16 protein-coding genes and 1 tRNA gene are annotated in these 16,739 nt (G+C 72.5%); 10 read left to right on the top strand and 7 right to left on the bottom strand.

Features of this window, described 5'->3' with window-relative positions; genetic code table 11:
* Nucleotides 1–120 precede the first annotated feature (120 nt).
* Nucleotides 121–1,812, top strand: a complete 1,692-nt coding sequence (gene paaN / locus ACIHEJ_RS28315) for a phenylacetic acid degradation protein PaaN (protein ID WP_400139680.1) — start codon at nucleotides 121–123, stop codon at nucleotides 1,810–1,812.
* Here the strand turns inward: paaN and ACIHEJ_RS28320 are convergent.
* Genes ACIHEJ_RS28320 through ACIHEJ_RS28330 form a run of 3 tightly spaced genes read right to left on the bottom strand, consistent with a single transcriptional unit; the run spans nucleotide 1,809 to nucleotide 4,623 of the window.
* Nucleotides 1,809–2,564, bottom strand: a complete 756-nt coding sequence (locus tag ACIHEJ_RS28320) for a TrmH family RNA methyltransferase (protein ID WP_400139682.1) — start codon at nucleotides 2,562–2,564, stop codon at nucleotides 1,809–1,811. The two genes, paaN and ACIHEJ_RS28320, sit on opposite strands and share 4 nt — an antisense overlap.
* Complete coding sequence (locus tag ACIHEJ_RS28325; RefSeq protein ID WP_400139684.1) at nucleotides 2,561–3,772, bottom strand: HTTM domain-containing protein; 1,212 nt, start codon at nucleotides 3,770–3,772, stop codon at nucleotides 2,561–2,563. Before ACIHEJ_RS28325 ends, ACIHEJ_RS28320 begins: the two co-directional genes overlap by 4 nt.
* Complete coding sequence (locus ACIHEJ_RS28330; RefSeq protein ID WP_400139686.1) at nucleotides 3,769–4,623, bottom strand: DUF5819 family protein; 855 nt, start codon at nucleotides 4,621–4,623, stop codon at nucleotides 3,769–3,771. The genes ACIHEJ_RS28325 and ACIHEJ_RS28330 overlap by 4 nt, the downstream gene beginning before the upstream one ends.
* Before the next feature lie 517 nt (nucleotides 4,624–5,140).
* Between ACIHEJ_RS28330 and paaA the strand changes: the two genes are divergently transcribed.
* The 6 genes from paaA to ACIHEJ_RS28360 all read left to right on the top strand — a co-directional run bounded on the left by paaA (nucleotide 5,141) and on the right by ACIHEJ_RS28360 (nucleotide 10,132).
* Nucleotides 5,141–6,181 carry a 1,2-phenylacetyl-CoA epoxidase subunit PaaA gene (paaA, locus tag ACIHEJ_RS28335; protein WP_400139688.1) on the top strand — a complete coding sequence of 347 codons (1,041 nt, stop codon included), beginning with the start codon at nucleotides 5,141–5,143 and terminating at the stop codon, nucleotides 6,179–6,181.
* Nucleotides 6,178–6,465: a 1,2-phenylacetyl-CoA epoxidase subunit PaaB gene (gene paaB / locus ACIHEJ_RS28340; RefSeq protein ID WP_400139689.1), complete on the top strand. Its 288-nt coding sequence runs from the start codon at nucleotides 6,178–6,180 to the stop codon at nucleotides 6,463–6,465. The genes paaA and paaB overlap by 4 nt, the downstream gene beginning before the upstream one ends.
* Before the next feature lie 26 nt (nucleotides 6,466–6,491).
* Nucleotides 6,492–7,193 carry a 1,2-phenylacetyl-CoA epoxidase subunit PaaC gene (paaC, locus tag ACIHEJ_RS28345; protein ID WP_400139956.1) on the top strand — a complete coding sequence of 234 codons (702 nt, stop codon included), beginning with the start codon at nucleotides 6,492–6,494 and terminating at the stop codon, nucleotides 7,191–7,193.
* Nucleotides 7,187–7,714 carry a 1,2-phenylacetyl-CoA epoxidase subunit PaaD gene (gene paaD / locus ACIHEJ_RS28350; protein WP_400139691.1) on the top strand — a complete coding sequence of 176 codons (528 nt, stop codon included), beginning with the start codon at nucleotides 7,187–7,189 and terminating at the stop codon, nucleotides 7,712–7,714. The genes paaC and paaD overlap by 7 nt, the downstream gene beginning before the upstream one ends.
* A complete protein-coding gene (locus ACIHEJ_RS28355) occupies nucleotides 7,714–8,778 on the top strand; it encodes a 2Fe-2S iron-sulfur cluster-binding protein (protein WP_400139693.1) in 1,065 nt (354 codons plus the stop codon). Before paaD ends, ACIHEJ_RS28355 begins: the two co-directional genes overlap by 1 nt.
* A 211-nt stretch (nucleotides 8,779–8,989) precedes the next feature.
* Complete coding sequence (locus ACIHEJ_RS28360) at nucleotides 8,990–10,132, top strand: acyl-CoA dehydrogenase family protein (protein WP_400139695.1); 1,143 nt, start codon at nucleotides 8,990–8,992, stop codon at nucleotides 10,130–10,132.
* A 19-nt stretch (nucleotides 10,133–10,151) separates the two neighbouring features.
* Here ACIHEJ_RS28360 and ACIHEJ_RS28365 read toward each other — a convergent pair whose 3' ends face one another.
* The 4 genes from ACIHEJ_RS28365 to ACIHEJ_RS28380 form a co-directional block, all read right to left on the bottom strand.
* On the bottom strand, nucleotides 10,152–10,481 hold the full coding sequence (locus tag ACIHEJ_RS28365; protein WP_400139958.1) for a rhodanese-like domain-containing protein: 330 nt from the start codon (nucleotides 10,479–10,481) through the stop codon (nucleotides 10,152–10,154).
* A gap of 49 nt (nucleotides 10,482–10,530) precedes the next feature.
* Nucleotides 10,531–11,337: a hypothetical protein gene (locus ACIHEJ_RS28370; protein WP_400139697.1), complete on the bottom strand. Its 807-nt coding sequence runs from the start codon at nucleotides 11,335–11,337 to the stop codon at nucleotides 10,531–10,533.
* Nucleotides 11,338–11,428: 91 nt separating this feature from the next.
* A complete protein-coding gene (locus ACIHEJ_RS28375) occupies nucleotides 11,429–12,859 on the bottom strand; it encodes a DUF2252 domain-containing protein (RefSeq protein WP_400139699.1) in 1,431 nt (476 codons plus the stop codon).
* Nucleotides 12,860–13,108: 249 nt separating this feature from the next.
* Nucleotides 13,109–13,192, bottom strand: a tRNA-Leu gene (locus ACIHEJ_RS28380).
* A 444-nt stretch (nucleotides 13,193–13,636) separates the two neighbouring features.
* On the opposite strand from ACIHEJ_RS28380, the gene ACIHEJ_RS28385 reads away from it, so the two are divergent.
* From ACIHEJ_RS28385 to ACIHEJ_RS28395, 3 genes are all read left to right on the top strand, one after another.
* Nucleotides 13,637–14,506 (top strand): FhaA domain-containing protein, encoded by an 870-nt coding sequence (locus ACIHEJ_RS28385; protein ID WP_400139701.1) that lies wholly within the window; start codon nucleotides 13,637–13,639, stop codon nucleotides 14,504–14,506.
* 10 nt (nucleotides 14,507–14,516) lie between these two features.
* A complete protein-coding gene (locus ACIHEJ_RS28390) occupies nucleotides 14,517–15,047 on the top strand; it encodes an FHA domain-containing protein (protein WP_366010366.1) in 531 nt (176 codons plus the stop codon).
* A gap of 129 nt (nucleotides 15,048–15,176) precedes the next feature.
* Nucleotides 15,177–16,730, top strand: a complete 1,554-nt coding sequence (locus ACIHEJ_RS28395) for a Stp1/IreP family PP2C-type Ser/Thr phosphatase (protein WP_400139960.1) — start codon at nucleotides 15,177–15,179, stop codon at nucleotides 16,728–16,730.
* Nucleotides 16,731–16,739 lie beyond the last annotated feature (9 nt).

The raw sequence follows: 16,739 nt of genomic DNA on the forward strand, positions 1-16,739 counted from the left end.
AGGCCCCCTTGTCCCGACCGATCGTTCGGTTACTCTAGCTCTGACTGACCCGTCCCGCTTCCCCTTCCGCACAGGTCGCGAACTCGACGACGAGTTCTCCCAACGAGGAGTTGGTCCCGCATGTCCGCCGAACTGACCGCCCATGAGCTGATCGCGAAGCACCGGCCCACCCTCGACCAGGCCCTGGAAGCGATCCGCACGCGCGCGTACTGGTCCCCGCACCCGGAGCACCCCAAGGCGTACGGCGAGAACGGCAGCCTGGACGCGGCGGCCGGCAAGGCCGCCTTCGACGCCCTGCTGGGCACCCGCCTCGACCTCGGCCAGCCCGGCACCGACGACTGGGTGGGCGGTGAGGTCTCCCCGTACGGCATCGACCTGGACGTCACCTACCCGCACGCGGACCTCGACGTGCTGCTGCCCGCCATGAAGGCCGGACAGCGCGCCTGGCGGGACGCGGGCGCGGAGCAGCGGGCCGTGGTCTGTCTGGAGATCCTCAAGCGGATCAGCGACCGGACGCACGAGTTCGCGCACGCGGTCATGCACACCAGCGGGCAGGCGTTCATGATGGCGTTCCAGGCGGGCGGCCCGCACGCCCAGGACCGCGGCCTGGAGGCGGTGGCGTACGCGTACGTGGAGCAGGTCCGCACCCCGGAGACCGCGGAGTGGACCAAGCCGCAGGGCAAGCGCGACCCGCTGGCGCTGACCAAGAACTTCACGCCGGTGCCGCGCGGCATCGGCCTGGTCATCGGCTGCAACACCTTCCCGACGTGGAACGGCTACCCGGGCCTGTTCGCCTCGCTGGCCACCGGCAACGCGGTCCTGGTCAAGCCCCACCCGCGCGCGGTGCTGCCGCTCGCGCTGACCGTGCAGGTCGCCCGGGACGTGCTCGCCGCGGCGGGCTTCGACCCGAACCTGGTGACGCTGGCCGCCGAGCGCCCCGGCGAGGGCATCGCCAAGACCCTCGCCACCCGCCCCGAGATCCGGATCATCGACTACACGGGTTCGACGTCCTTCGGCGACTGGCTGGAGGCCAACGCCCGGCAGGCGCAGGTCTACACGGAGAAGGCCGGCGTCAACACGGTGATCGTGGAGTCGACGGACACGTACAAGGGCATGCTGTCCAACCTGGCGTTCTCGCTGTCCCTGTACAGCGGCCAGATGTGCACCACCCCGCAGAACCTGCTGATCCCCCGGGACGGCATCCGCACCGACGAGGGCCCGAAGACCTTCGACGAGGTGACCGCGGACCTCGCCCGCGCGGTCGACGGCCTGCTCGGTGACGACGCGCGCGCGAACGCCCTGCTGGGCGCGATCGTCAACCCGGACGTCAAGGCCCGCCTGGAGGCCGCGGCAGGCCTCGGCGAGGTCGCCCTCGCCTCCCGCGAGATCACCAACCCGGAGTTCCCGGGCGCGGTCGTCCGCACCCCCGTCCTCGTCAAGCTGGACGGCGCCAAGCCGGACGACGAGGCCGCCTACATGAGCGAGTGCTTCGGCCCCGTCTCCTTCGCCGTCGCCGTCGACTCGGTGACCGACGCGGTGGAGCTGCTGCGCCGCACGGTCCGTGAGAAGGGCGCGATGACGGTCGGCGCCTACACCACCGACCCCGAGGTCGAGCAGGCCGTCGAGGAGGTGTGCCTGGAGGAGGCGGCCCAGCTGTCGCTCAATCTCACCGGCGGGGTGTACGTGAACCAGACGGCGGCCTTCTCCGACTTCCACGGCTCGGGCGGCAACCCGGCGGCGAACGCCGCGCTGTGCGACGGCGCGTTCGTGGCCAACCGCTTCCGCGTGGTCGAGGTGCGCCGGGAGGCCTAGGAGGCCGTGGGTGCGCCCCCGGTCGCACTCCAGTGGTACAGCGTCATCGCCACGCTGGTGGCGAGGTTGTAGCTGGAGACCTGGGGGCGCATCGGCAGCGCCAGCAGATGGTCGGCACGCGCGCGCAGCTCGGCCGACAGCCCGCTGCGCTCCGAGCCGAACGCGAGTACGGCGTCGTCGGGCAGTTTCGTGCCGCGGATGTCCTCGCCCTCCGGGTCGAGCGCGAACAGGGGCCCCGCGGGCAGCTCGTCGACGCCGAGCCGCTCCACGGCGGTCGCGAAGTGCAGGCCCGCACCGCCGCGCACCACGGTGGGGTGCCAGGGGTCGAGCGTGCCCGTGGTGACCACCCCGGTGGCCCCGAAGCCGGCGGCCAGCCGGATCACGGCACCGGCGTTGCCCAGGTTGCGCGGGTCGTCCAGGACCACGACGGGCGCGGTGCGCGGGGTGCGGGCGAGCGTGCGCAGGTTGGCCTCGCGGGACGGCCGTACGGCGAGCGCGGCCACCCCGGTCGGGTGGGGCCGCGGCACCAGTGAGGCGTACGTCTGCTCGGACACCTCGGTGAGCAGCACGTCCAGCCTGTCCTGTACGTCGCCGGCCAGCTCCTCGGCGAGGGCGAGGGCGGCCCGCCGGTCCGTGGCGACGGCCACCGGTACCTCCGCGCCGAACCGCAGCGCGTGCTTGAGGGCGTGGAAGCCGTCGAGCAGCACGGCGGCACCGGCGTGCTCGCGCCAGCGGATCAGCGGGTCGGTCATGCCATGAACCCTACGTGCCCCGGCGTGGGCTCCTCCGAGGAGCGGGGCGGGGGCACCCTGCCGTCGTCGCGCCGGACGAACCGCCCACGCGCGCGTGCCGCCAGCTCCCCCAGCCGGCGCAGGAAGGACGTCGGCAGGAAGACCGCGTCCGCCGTGATCATCGCCAGGGAGAAGAACGGCAGGCCGAGGACGACCGCGATCACCGCGTGCTCGAGCATCATCAGCACCAGCAGGACGTTCTTGACCCGCCGGTTGAACAGGGTGAACGGGAAGGCGACCTGCACCATGACCGTCCCGTAGGCCACCGCCATCATGATCGTGCCGCTGGCGGACATCAGGTCGGCGAGCCCGGGCCAGGGCGAGAAGTAGTCCAGGTGGAGCGGGTAGTAGACGGCGGTGCCGTCCTGCCAGCGCGAACCCTGGATCTTGTACCAGCCGGCCGTCGCGTAGATCAGGCAGGCCTCCGCCATGATCACGAACAGGGCGCCGTTGTGCAGGACGTTGGCGACGACGTCCAGCAGGATCCGCGGCTCCTGCGACCTCGCCCGGCGGCCGACGGCCCACCACAGACCGAGGCCCGCCCAGGCCGTCCACAGCAGCGCGGGGATCAGCCAGCCGTTGTCGAACCGGCCGGTGAACGTCGTCAGGACGAGCGCCAGAGCGGACACCGCCCACAGGACGGGCCCCACCCGGTCGGCGGGAACCCGCTCGCCACGCGCGCGTGCCGCCTCGAGACGGGCCGCCCGCCGCGCGTCCAGGGACCACACCTGCCCGCACCGGGTGAACACCAGGTAGAAGGACATCAGGTGCAGCACGTTGTCGCCGCCGTCGCCCAGGAAGACGCTGCGGTTCTGCAGCGACAGCACGCCCACCATGAACAGCACGGACGCCGTCCGGGAGCGCCAGCCGAGCAGCAGGGCCGCGCTGGCGAGGACCGCCAGTGTGTAGAAGCACTCGAACCACAGCTGCCCGTCGGACCACAGCAGGGCCGTGAAGGCGTGGTTGTCGGCGGTCAGCTCCTTGGCGAGGTTCCAGCCCCAAGGGCCGGCCGGACCGTACAGCTCCTGGCGGTGGGGGAACTCGCGCAGCAGGAACAGCAGCCAGGTCCCGGCGAACCCGATCCGTATCACGGCGCTCTGGTACGGCCCGAGGGCCGCTCCGGTGACGCGGGCGATCGCGTGCGAGAGTGACAGGGAGAAGCGGTTCACCGCACACCTCCGGCGGCCTCGTCGGCGGGCACCGACCACCAGGGCAGCACGCGGTACACCGGTTTGTCGGACACCCGCTCACGGCTCCACTTCGGCGGCTGCACATTGGTGGTGCTGGAGCGGACCTGCACCCGCTGGACGGTACCGGCCCGGCTGGTCGGATCGGTCCGGTCCAGACGCATCACCACGATCCGGCGCACGTACTGCTCGGAGAGGGCGCCCCGCATGCCCACGGGACGGTTGTCGGGGGTGTGCGTGGCGACGAAGAAGTCCCAGGCCCGGCGCAGCTCGTTCTGCTGGGTGTGGCTGGGCACCAGGTTGCCGTCGATGGCGGCACCGTCCTGCGCGGACAGGTCGGTCCAGCCGGTGGTGCGCACGGTGCCGTCCTTCATCCGCACCTCGGCCCGCACCTGGACGGCGATGTTCTGCTGCAACGGGTTCGGGGCGAACAGCTTCCAGTTCTGCTCGAACTCCGGGTACACCCACTCCTCGACGGCCTTGCCGTGCTGCTTCGACACGGTGTTCGCCGGCGCGAGGCTGAGGAACACCATCAGCAGATGCACACAGGCGGCGACACCGACCACGGCGAGCGCCAGCGCGGCGCCGACCTGGTAACGGGGGGAGAGGGCGGCGACACCGGTACGGGGGGCGGCGGAGCCTTCGCCGGCCGGGTGGTCCGCGAGAGCGGGGGCGCCCCCTTCGGCATCCTCGCCGGAGCGGGAGCCGCCCCGCGATCCGCCCCCGGCGTCGCTCCGGGAGCCCGCGCCGGTCGGCGGCTGGTCCGGGAGACGCGTCCCGGTCGACCCGTTCGGCCCGGGTGGGGCCCCCGAGTCCTCTTCGTACGCGTCCATTCGGCCCCGTCCCCCGTTTCGGCTCGGTCGTTCGTCCAGTCGTCCGGTTCAGTCACCGGTTCACTCGTCCGGCTCCATGGTCGGCGTCCGTCCCGGACGCCCCACCGTTCGCGTGCGCCACTGCTAGGCGCTCGCACGGAACGGTACTCAGCCCGGGCCGCCGGGCGCAGCCCCGGGTACGGACCGGGGTACGTGGTTCTCACCACGGGCCGAGGCCCGGCCCGGCCGCCGGCCACCGCACCGCCACGTCCCCGGCATCACCGCCACGACCCCCGGCGCCGTACCGCCACGACCCCGGCGCCGCACCCGCCCCGTCCCCGATATCGGCCCGTCTCTGGCATCGGCCCGTCCCGACCTCGGCCCGTACGCCGCCCCCGGGGAGTTGTCCACAGGCCGCCCCGCGGAGTTTTCCACAGCGGTTGACACCTTCCGGCGGCCCGGCACACCATTGACAGCACACGGACCGAACGATCGGTCGGGACAGTGTTCACCAAGAGCCCGAGGTCAGGGGGACCGCATGGCCACAGCAGCCGCGCAGCGCACGGCCCGCACCGAAGCGGGCGGCGCGCCGGACACCACCGCCGGCGCGGCGGAGTACCAGCGCGCCTTCGACGCGGCCGTGGCCGCCGACGAGCGGATCGAACCACGCGACTGGATGCCGGACGCCTACCGCGCGACCCTGGTCCGGCAGATCGCCCAGCACGCACACTCCGAGATCATCGGCATGCAGCCGGAGGCGAACTGGATCACCCGAGCGCCCTCGCTGCGCCGCAAGGCGATCCTGATGGCCAAGGTCCAGGACGAGGCCGGCCACGGCCTGTACCTGTACAGCGCGGCCGAGACCCTCGGCACCGGCCGCGACGAACTGCTCGACAAGCTGCACAGCGGTCGCCAGAAGTACTCCTCCATCTTCAACTATCCGACCCTGACCTGGGCCGACGTCGGCGCGATCGGGTGGCTGGTGGACGGCGCCGCGATCACCAACCAGGTCCCGCTGTGCCGCTGCTCCTACGGCCCCTACGCGCGCGCCATGGTGCGGATCTGCAAGGAGGAGTCCTTCCACCAGCGCCAGGGCTACGAGCTGCTGCTGGCCCTCAGCAAGGGCACCCCGGAGCAGCACGCGATGGCGCAGGACGCGGTGGACCGCTGGTGGTGGCCGTCGCTGATGATGTTCGGCCCGCCCGACGACGAGTCGCAGCACTCCGCGCAGTCCATGGACTGGAAGATCAAGCGCCACTCCAACGACGAGCTGCGCCAGCGCTTCGTCGACATCTGCGTCCCCCAGGCCGAGTCCCTGGGCCTCACCCTCCCCGACCCGGAGCTGCGGTGGAACGAGGAGCGGGGGCAGCACGACTTCGGCCCGATCGACTGGACGGAGTTCTGGGAGGTCCTCAAGGGCAACGGCCCGTGCAACGAACAGCGGATCACCCAGCGCAGGCGCGCCCACGAAGAGGGCGCGTGGGTGCGGGAAGCGGCCGCCGCCTACGCGGCCAAGCACACCGGCGGCACGGACGGCACCGGTGCGGCAGGACACGAGACAGGAGCAGCGCGAGCATGAGCACCACCGACTGGCCCCTGTGGGAGGTCTTCGTGCGCTCCCGGCGCGGCCTCTCCCACACCCACGCCGGCAGCCTGCACGCCCCGGACGCGGAGCTGGCCCTGCGCAACGCCCGTGACCTGTACACCCGGCGCGGCGAGGGCGTCTCGATCTGGGTCGTCCCGGCCGCCGCGATCACCGCGTCCTCACCGGACGAGAAAGACCCGTTCTTCGACCCGGCCGCCGACAAGCCCTACCGGCACCCGACCTTCTACGAGATCCCGGAAGGGGTGAAGCACCTGTGACCGCGACCGGCCCCGCCACCGTCCCGGTGACCGCCGCGCTGGCCCTCGGCGACGACGCCCTGATCCTCTCCCACCGGCTGGGGGAGTGGGCCGGGCATGCCCCCGCCCTGGAGGAGGAGGTCGCCCTCGCCAACATCGCGCTCGACCTGCTCGGCCAGGCCCGGGTGCTGCTGTCGCTGGCGGGCGACGAGGACGAGCTGGCCTACCTGCGCGAGGAGCGGGCCTTCCGCAACGCCCAGCTGGTCGAACAGCCGAACGGCGACTTCGCCCACACCATCGCCCGCCAGCTGTACTTCTCCACCTACCAGCAGCTGCTCTACGGCGAACTGGCGGCCGGAGACGGCCCGTTCGCGCCGCTCGCCGCCAAGGCGGTGAAGGAGGTCGCCTACCACCGCGACCATGCCGAACAGTGGACCCTGCGGCTCGGCGACGGCACGCAGACCAGCCACGAGCGGATGCAGCGCGCCTGTGACGCGCTGTGGCGGTTCACCGGCGAGCTGTTCCAGCCGGTGGAGGGCCTGGACGCCGACTGGCCCGCCCTGGAGACCCGTTGGCTGCAGTCCGTGCGTGACGTGCTGGGCCGGGCCACCCTGACCGTCCCCGAGGGCCCGCGCACCGGCGCCTGGTCGGCGGGCGCCGGCCGGCAGGGCCTGCACACCGAGTCGTTCGGGCGGATGCTCGCCGAGATGCAGCATCTGCACCGCAGCCACCCGGGGGCGTCATGGTGACCGCCACCGCCCTGGAGGAGCGGCTGCTGGAGCTGGCGGGCTCGGTGCCCGACCCCGAGCTGCCCGTTCTCACCCTCCAGGAGCTGGGCGTGGTCCGCGCGGTGCGTCTGCACGACCCGGACACGGTCGAGGTCGACCTGACCCCGACCTACACCGGCTGCCCGGCGATCGAGGCGATGACCGTCGACATCGAGCGGGTGCTGCATGCGCACGGCATGCGCGAGGTCACCGTGCGCACCGTGCTCACCCCGGCCTGGTCGACCGACGACATCAGCGCAGAAGGGCGGCGCAAACTCCAGGAGTTCGGCATCGCTCCCCCGCGTGTCCGCCGTGACACCGGCCCGGTGCAGCTGAGCCTCGGCCCGACGCGCACGGCCGCGGCGGACACCGCGCCGGTCCACTGCCCGCACTGCGGTTCGGCCGACACCGAGCTGCTGAGCAGGTTCTCCTCCACCGCGTGCAAGGCGCTGCGCCGCTGCCTGTCCTGCCGTGAACCGTTCGACCACTTCAAGGAGTTGTGATGGCGCGCTTCCACCCGCTCCCGGTGGCCGCGGTCGACCGGCTCACCGACGACTCGGTCGCCCTCACCCTCACCGTCCCGCCGGAGCTGCGCCCGGAGTACCGGCACGCACCCGGCCAGCACCTCGCCCTGCGCCGCCGGGTCGACGGTACGGAGATCCGGCGCACCTACTCGATCTGCTCCCCCGCCCCGGACCCGGCCGGTGAGGGGCCCGGCACCCTGCGGGTGGGCGTGCGGCTGGTCGAGGGCGGCGCCTTCTCCACCTATGCGCTGAAGGAGATCGGCGTCGGCGACGAACTGGAGGTGATGACCCCGGCCGGACGCTTCACCCTGGAACCGGCGCCGGGGGTGTACGCGGCCGTCGTCGGCGGCAGCGGCATCACCCCGGTGCTGTCGATCGTCTCCACGCTGCTGGCACGTGAGCCGGGAGCCCGGTTCTGCCTGATACGCAGTGACCGGACGGCCGCCTCGACGATGTTCCTGGAGGAGGTCGCCGACCTCAAGGACCGCTACCCGGAGCGGCTGCAGCTGGTGACCGTGCTCTCCCGGGAGGAACAGCAGGCCGGCCTGCCGTCCGGCCGGCTCGACCGGGAGCGGCTCGCGGGGCTGCTGCCGGCCCTGCTGCCGGTGGAGCGGGTGGCGGGCTGGTTCCTGTGCGGGCCGTACGGACTGGTCGAGGGCGCCGAGAAGGCGCTGCGCGAGCTGGGGGTGGAGCGGGCCCGGATCCACCAGGAGATCTTCCACGTGGACGGGGGGTCGGCTCCGGCGGCCGCCGTCCCGGCGCCCGCGCACAGCACGGTCACCGCCCGGCTCGACGGACGCGGCGGCACCTGGCCGGTCCAGGACGGTGAGTCCCTGCTGGAGACGGTTCTGCGCAACCGCCCCGACGCGCCCTACGCCTGCAAGGGCGGGGTGTGCGGCACCTGCCGGGCCTTCCTGGTCTCGGGACAGGTGCGGATGGACCGCAACTTCGCGTTGGAGGCGGAGGAGACGGAGGCCGGGTATGTGCTGGCCTGCCAGTCGCATCCGGTGACGGAGAAGGTGGAGCTGGACTTCGACCGCTGACACGCCGGCCGCACCGTCCGCGAGGCCGCACCGTCCGCGGCGTCCGCACCGTCCGCGGGGTCCGCACCCTCTCCGCGGGGTCCGCGATGTCCGTGGCGTCCGCACCCTGCGCGGGGTCCGCGCCGACCGTGGCGTCCGTGGCGTTCCTTTCTCCTAGAACCTGTTCTATCTTGACGGACCGTCAGATGACCGCCGTCGGAAGGGACAGGCCGTGGACTTCACCTTCACCGAGGAGCAGCGGGCGGCAGCCGAGGCGGCGCGCGGGGTGTTCGCCGGTGTCCTGCCGGACGCGGTGCCCAGCCCGGCGCTGACCACCGGCTCCGTGGCCGAGGGCTTCGACCGGCAGCTGTGGTCCCGGCTCGCCGAGGCGGACCTGCTGAGCCTGCTGCTCGACGAGGCGCACGGCGGCTCCGGCCTGGACGCGATCGCACTGTGCCTGGTGCTGCGCGAGTCCGCCGCGGTGCTCGCCCGAGTGCCGCTGCTGGAACACAGCGCGGCGGCAGCGGCCGTACAAGCCCATGGCAGCGCGGAGTCGGCGGATCGCCTCCTCGCCCGGGCCGGCCGGGGTGAGCTGGTGCTGACCGTCGCGGCGAGCGGGCGCACCGGCCATGATCCGGCCGAACTGTCCGTCACCGCACGGCGCGAGGGCCCGGTGTGGGTGCTGGACGGGGTGCAGACGGCGGTGCCGTGGGCGTACGACGCGGACCTGGTCGTCGTACCGGCGCACGTCGAGGGATCGGCCGGCGACCGGACCGTGCTCGCGCTGGTGCCGCGCGAGCGGGACGGGGTGAGTCTCGCCGAGCAGGTGTCCACCAGCGGGGAGCGGCTGGCCGAGCTACGGCTGGCGTCGGCACGGATCGGCGCGGACGAGGTCATCGAGGCCGACGGTGCCTGGGAGTGGCTGCACGCGCTGCTCGTGACCGGCACCTGCGCGCTGGCCCTCGGACTGGGCGAGCGGGTACTGAGGATGACCGCCGACTACACCGGCAAGCGGGAGCAGTTCGGGCATCCGATCGCGACGTTCCAGGCGGTGGCCGTGCAGGCCGCGGACCGGTACATCGATCTGCGGGCGATGGAGGCCACCCTGTGGCAGGCCGCGTGGCGGATCGCCTCCGGCGCACCGGGGGCACTGCCCGCCGCCGGGGACGTGGCGGTGGCGAAGATCTGGGCGGCGGAGGGCGTACGCCGGGTGGTGCAGACGGCACAGCATCTGCACGGCGGGTTCGGCGCGGACACCGACTACCCGCTGCACCGGTACCACGCCTGGGCCAAGCACCTGGAGCTGGCGCTCGGCCCCGCGGCGGCGTACGAGGAGCGGCTCGGCGATCTGCTGGCCGCGCATCCGCCGGCCTGACCGCCCGGAGCCGGGTGGGCTACAGCACGAAGCCGGGCTTGCCGTCGCCGGTGATCACCGGGCGGCCCGCGGCCTGCCAGACCTGCATGCCGCCGTCGACGTTCACGGCGTCGATGCCCTGCTGGACCAGATACATGGTGACCTGGGCCGAGCGTCCGCCGGAGCGGCAGATCACATGGACGCGGCCGTCCTGCGGGGCGGCCTCGGTCAGCTCCCCGTAGCGGGCGACGAACTCGCTGATCGGGATGTGCAGCGCTCCCTCGGCGTGGCCCGCCTGCCACTCGTCTTCCTCGCGGACGTCCAGCAGGAAGTCGCCGTCCTTGAGGTCCGTCACCCCGACCGTGGGCACACCAGCTCCGAAATTCATGTCCCCGACGCTACCCGAAGCAGGCGGTGGCTCAGCCCTGCGCCAGCAGGCCGGCCAGTTCCGCCTCCCGCTGGGCGATGTCGGCGCGCAGCCTGCCGGCGATCTCGTCGAGCAGCCCGTCGGGGTCGTCCGGCGCGAGGCGGAGCATGCCGGCGATCGCGCCCTCCTCCAGCTCCCGGGCGACGAGGGTGAGCAGCTCCTTGCGCTGGGCGAGCCACTCGAGGCGGGCGTACAGCTCCTCTGCGGGGCTCGGGCGCCGCTCGGGCGGCACCGGACCGGCCGCCCACTCCTCGGCCAGCTCCTTCAGCAGGGTCTCGTCGCCGCGGGCGTAGGCGCTGTTCACCCGGCTGATGAACTCCTCGCGCCGCTGCCGCTCCTCTTCCTCCTGGGCGAGGTCCGGGTGGGCCTTGCGGGCCAGCTCCCGGTAGAGCTTGCGGGCCTCCTCGCTGGGCCGCACCCGCTGCGGCGGCCGTACGGCCTGGTCGGTGAGCATGGCGGCGGCCTCCGGGAACAGGCCGTGGCCGTCCATCCAGCCGTGCAGCAGCTCCTCCACACCGGGGATCGGCAGGACGCGGGCGCGGGCCTCCTCGGCACGGCGGACGTCCTCCGGGTCACCGGTGCGGGCGGCCTTCGCCTCGGCGATCTCCGCATCCAGCTCCTCGATGCGGAGGTAGAGCGGGCCGAGCTTCTGTTCGTGCAGCCGGGAGAAGTTCTCGACCTCGACGCGGAAGGTCTCCACGGCGATCTCGTACTCGATCAACGCCTGCTCGGCGGCCCGTACGGCCTGCTCGAGGCGCTCCTCGGGCCGCGGTGCCTGTTCGGCTTCCGGGGTGGTCACCCGACCAGAGTAGGCGGTGCGGCCCCCAGCCGGTCACGGCGCGGCCCCCCCGGCCCCCGTCAACCGCCCGACGACCCCTGGCCGCCGTCCCTCACACCCCCAGCTCCGCTGCGATCCGTCCGGCCCGTATCCCCGCGACCAGCCGGGCGTGGTCCGCCTCCGTGCGGTCGGCATACGCCACGGCGAAGTCCGCGACCGCCTCGTCCAGCTCCTCGTTCTTGCCGCAGTACCCGGCGATCAGCCGCGGGTCGGCACTGTGGGAGTGGGCGCGGGCCAGCAGGGCGCCGGTCATGCGGCCGTAGTCGTCGACCTGGTCGGCGGCGAGGGCTGCCGGGTCGACGCTGCCCTTGCGGTTGCGGAACTGGCGCACCTGGTAGGGACGCCCGTCAACAGTGGTCCAGCCCAGCAGGATGTCGCTGACCACCTGCATCCGCTTCTGCCCGAGGACCACCCGGCGCCCCTCGTGCTCGACGGGCGGTGCCTCGAAACCGGCCGTCGCCAGGTGCGGCACCAGCGCCGAGGGGCGGGCCTCCTTCACCTGCAGGACCAGCGGCTGCTCACGGTGGTCGAGGAGCAGTACGACGTAGGAACGGGTGCCGACGCTGCCGGTGCCGACGACCCGGAAGGCCACGTCGTGCACGGCGTGCCGGGCGAGCAGCGGGTGCCGGTCCTCGCCGAGGGTCCGCACGTACTCCTCCAGGGACGCGGCGACCGCGGCGGCCTCGGCGTCCGGGATCCTGCGCAGCACCGGCGGGGCGTCGACGAAGCGGCGTCCGCCGTCCTCCACCGGCTCGGTCGACTTCGCCGCGAAGCGGCCGCTGGTGTTGGCCCGCGCCTTCTCCGAGACCCGCTGCAGGGTGCCGAGCAGGTCGTGGGCGTCGGTGTGGGAGACCAGTTCCTCGTCCGCGATGGCGTTCCACGCGTCCAGGACCGGCACCTTGGCCAGCAGGCGCATGGTCCGCCGGTAGGCGCCGACCGCGTCCTGCGCGGCGGCACGGCAGGTGTCCTCGTCGGCGCCGGCCTCCCGCCCGGCGAGGACCAGCGAGGCGGCGAGCCGCTTGAGGTCCCATTCCCACGGGCCGTGCACGGTCTCGTCGAAGTCGTTGAGGTCGATGACGAGGCCGCCGCGGGCGTCGCCGTACAGACCGAAGTTGGCCGCGTGCGCGTCCCCGCAGAGCTGGGTGCCGATCCTGGTCATGGGGGTGCGGGCCAGGTCGTAGGCCATGAGGCCGGCCGAGCCGCGCAGGAAGGCGAAGGGGGTGGCCGCCATGCGGCCGACGCGGATCGGGGTCAGTTCGGGGATGCGGCCGGCGTTGGACTCGGTCACCGCGCTCACCGCGTCGGGGCGGGAGCCGTCCAGGTCGAGGGCGCGGTGCGCGCCGCGCGGCACGCTCGCCCGCAGCGCCTTGCCCTCCTCCTTCGGGGAGCCCTGCCGGGGCCAGGCGGCGAAGCCCTGCACCCGGGGCAGCCGGCGCCCTGCCGCACCCGCCGTCCGCGCCGTTTCGCCACCGGCCTCGGTCATCGCGACCGCCTCCCCCGTACCCCTGCCCGCACATGTCTGCGCGGACAGCGCGCCGAACATCAACTCGTGCAGACCGTACAGCCGGTGACGCGGACGTGGCAGACCCTGTGGACAACCCGTCACCTGTGGAGAACCCCGGCGCGGACGACGGCAGGCCAGGCCCTCGTGACGCCTGAGACCTTCCTCACAAAAACGACATGCCAAAACGACTACGGGTCCATCGTTTTCACGATGGACCCGTAGTCTCTGTGCGCGAGGGGGGAGTTGAACCCCCACGCCCTTGCGGGCACTGGAACCTGAATCCAGCGCGTCTGCCTATTCCGCCACCCGCGCATTGGGTGTGTCTTCCGGTTCCTTCCCTCTCGGGGCGGCCCCTTCCGACACCCAGAACATTAGCACGTCGTACGGGGTGGATTCACATCCCTTCCCGCCGCCCGCACCCGCCCGGCTCGCATCCCACGTGCCCGGGCACGTATCAAGGAGTGCCGGTTCACGTATCAACCTCGTACCGGTCCCGGCCGTCTGACCGGAGGCGGGCCGGGTCCACAGCCGGGTGCGGGACACTGGTCTTCGCCCGCCTCTACGATCCATGGCAGCAAGAGTGCGCAGCAGGAGTCGCGCAGCCGCAGTGCCCGCCAGGAGTTCGAAGGGGAGCCGCGGGGGGAACCGGCTGATTGCCGGGCGCGTAGATACGATCAGTGAGCAGGACCGGAAGTACCGGGCAAGGCAGCGGCACACAGCAGGTCAAGGCAACGGCAAGGACGGAGGAGGTGCCCCATGGGAGTCCTGAAGAAGTTCGAGCAGCGTCTCGAAGGTCTGGTGAACGGCACCTTCGCCAAGGTGTTCAAGTCCGAGGTCCAGCCCGTGGAGATCGCCGGTGCGCTCCAGCGGGAGTGCGACAACAACGCCACCATCTGGAACCGGGACCGGACGGTCGTCCCCAATGACTTCATCGTGGAGCTGAGCGCGCCGGACCACGAGCGCCTCAGCCCCTACTCCGGGCAGCTCGGCGACGAGCTGGCCGGCATGGTGCGCGACTACGCCAAGCAGCAGCGCTACACCTTCATGGGCCCGATCAAGGTCAACCTGGAGAAGGCGGACGACCTCGACACCGGTCTGTACCGGGTGCGCTCGCGCACCCTCGCCTCCTCCAGCAGCCAGCAGGGCGGCGCACCCGCCGCCCCGGCCCCGGCCCCCGGCCGCCCCGGACCGAGCGCCCAGGGGGGCTACGGCTACCCGCCGGCCGCTCCGCCCGCCGGCGCGCCCCCGATGCCGTCCGCGCCGCCGCCCGGCGCCCGCCCCGGCGGATACGGCTACCCGCAGCCCGCCACCCAGCGGCCCGCGGCCGCCCCGATGAGCGGCGCTCGCACCCGCTACTGGATCGAGATCAACGGCACCCGCCACCAGATCTCCCGCCCGACGCTGGTGCTGGGCCGCAGCACCGAGGCCGACGTGCGGATCGACGACCCCGGCGTCTCCCGCCGGCACTGCGAGATCCGGACCGGAACGCCCTCGACGATCCAGGATCTCGGGTCCACCAACGGCATCGTGGTGGACGGGCAGCACACCACCCGCGCTACGCTCCGCGACGGCTCGCGGATCGTCGTGGGCAGCACCACCATCATTTACCGGCAAGCCGAAGGGTGAAGCGGGGGCAATGTCAGAGCTGACCCTCACGGTCATGCGGCTGGGTTTCCTGGCCGTACTGTGGCTGTTCGTGATCGTGGCCGTGCAGGTCATCCGGAGCGACCTGTTCGGTACGCGCGTCACTCAGCGCGGATCGCGTAGGGAGGCCGCCCGCCCGCAGCAGGCGGGCCGGCAGCAGGCGCCCCGCCAGCAGGCCGCGCCCCCGCCCCAGCGCGCACAGCAGAGCGGCGGCAGGCGCGGGCGCAACGCTCCCACCAAGCTGGTCGTGACCGAAGGCACACTGACCGGAACCACGGTCGCGCTGCAGGGCCAGACGATCAGCCTGGGCCGGGCCCACGACTCCACGATCGTGCTGGACGACGACTACGCCTCCAGCCGGCATGCCAGGATCTACCCGGATCAGGGCGGGCAGTGGATCGTCGAGGACCTCGGCTCCACCAACGGCACCTACCTGGACCGGTCCCGGCTGACGACACCCACGCCGATCCCGCTGGGCGCGCCGATCCGCATCGGCAAGACCGTCATCGAGCTGCGGAAGTAGTACGACAATGAGCGAGCGGAGCGAGCACGCAGCGGCAGGCCGCCACCCGGTCTCCGGCGCGCTCCCGACCGGAGGGTGGGCAGTGTGGCTCGACACGACCGGCTGCAGGAGCCGACGGGCGAGGTGCGCATGAGTCTGTCACTGCGCTTTGCCGCCGGATCGCACGAAGGCATGATCCGCGGACACAACGAGGACTCCGGCTACGCCGGTCCCCGGCTGCTCGCGATCGCCGACGGGATGGGCGGGCAGGCGGCCGGTGAGGTCGCCTCCTCCGAGGTGATCTCCACCCTGGTCACCCTCGACGACGACGTGCCCGGCTCCGACCTCCTCACCTCGCTCGGCACGGCCGTGCAGCGCGCCAACGACCAGCTGCGCGCCATGGTCGCGGAGGACCCCCAGCTGGAGGGCATGGGGACGACCCTCACCGCCCTGCTGTGGACCGGCCAGCGGCTCGGTCTCGTCCACGTCGGCGACTCCCGCGCCTATCTGCTGCGTGACGGAGTCCTCACCCAGATCACCCAGGACCACACCTGGGTGCAGCGGCTCGTCGACGAGGGCCGGATCACCGAGGAAGAGGCCACCACCCACCCGCAGCGCTCCCTGCTCATGCGGGCGCTGGGCAGCGGCGACCACGTCGAGCCCGACCTGTCCGTCCGCGAGGTCCGCGCCGGCGACCGCTACCTGATCTGCTCCGACGGCCTGTCCGGCGTCGTCTCCCACCAGACGATGGAGGAGACCCTCGCCAGCTACCAGGGCCCGCAGGAGACCGTGCAGGAGCTGATCCAGCTCGCGCTGCGCGGCGGCGGGCCCGACAACATCACGGTGATCGTCGCCGACGTCCTGGACCTGGACACGGGGGACACCCTCGCCGGACAGCTGTCCGACCAGCCGGTGATCGTCGGCGCGGTCGCCGAGAACCAGCACCACCTGCACGACAACGGCATCATGCAGACCCCGGCCGGCCGCGCCGCCCACCTGGGCCGCCAGGGTCAGGGGCACGGCGGCGGGGAGTTCGGCCCGCCCGGCTCCGGCGACACCACGGGCTACGTCCCGGCCGGCGGCTTCGGCGACTACGCCGACGGCGACTTCACCAAGCAGCGGTCCCGGCGCCCCTGGCTGAAGAGATCCCTCTACAGCGCCCTCGCCCTCGCCGTCGTCGGCGGCGGCCTGTACGGCGGCTACCGCTGGACGCAGACGCAGTACTACGTCGGCGCCCAGGGCGAACACGTCGCGCTCTACCGCGGCATCAGCCAGGACCTGGCCTGGGTGTCGCTGTCCAAGGTGGAGAAGGACCACCCCGAGATCGAACTGAAGTACCTGCCGCCGTACCAGCAGAAGCAGGTCAAGAACACGATCGCGGCGGGCGGTCTGCAGCAGGCCCAGACGAAGATCGACGCGCTGGCCGTGCAGGCCTCCGCATGCCGGAAGCAGGCGGAGCGCGCGGCCGCCGAGAGCGGGAAGAACCCCAAGACGGGCCAGGGCAAGACCACGGGCACCACGGGAACCACCCGTACCGCCTTCACGTCCAAGGCATCACCGACGCCGAACCCGTCGTCGTCGGCACCGACGGCACCGTCGTCGAAGTCTCCCTCGAAGTCCCCGTCCGCGACCGCCACCCCCAACCCCGGCCCGAGCCTCTCCGAGGATGAGCAGAAGGTCGTCGATCAGTGCGGCAAGCAGTAAGCCAGCCGT

Origin of the sequence: Streptomyces sp. NPDC052301 (assembly GCF_044593395.1) — a bacterium.
Taxonomy (GTDB): domain Bacteria; phylum Actinomycetota; class Actinomycetes; order Streptomycetales; family Streptomycetaceae; genus Streptomyces.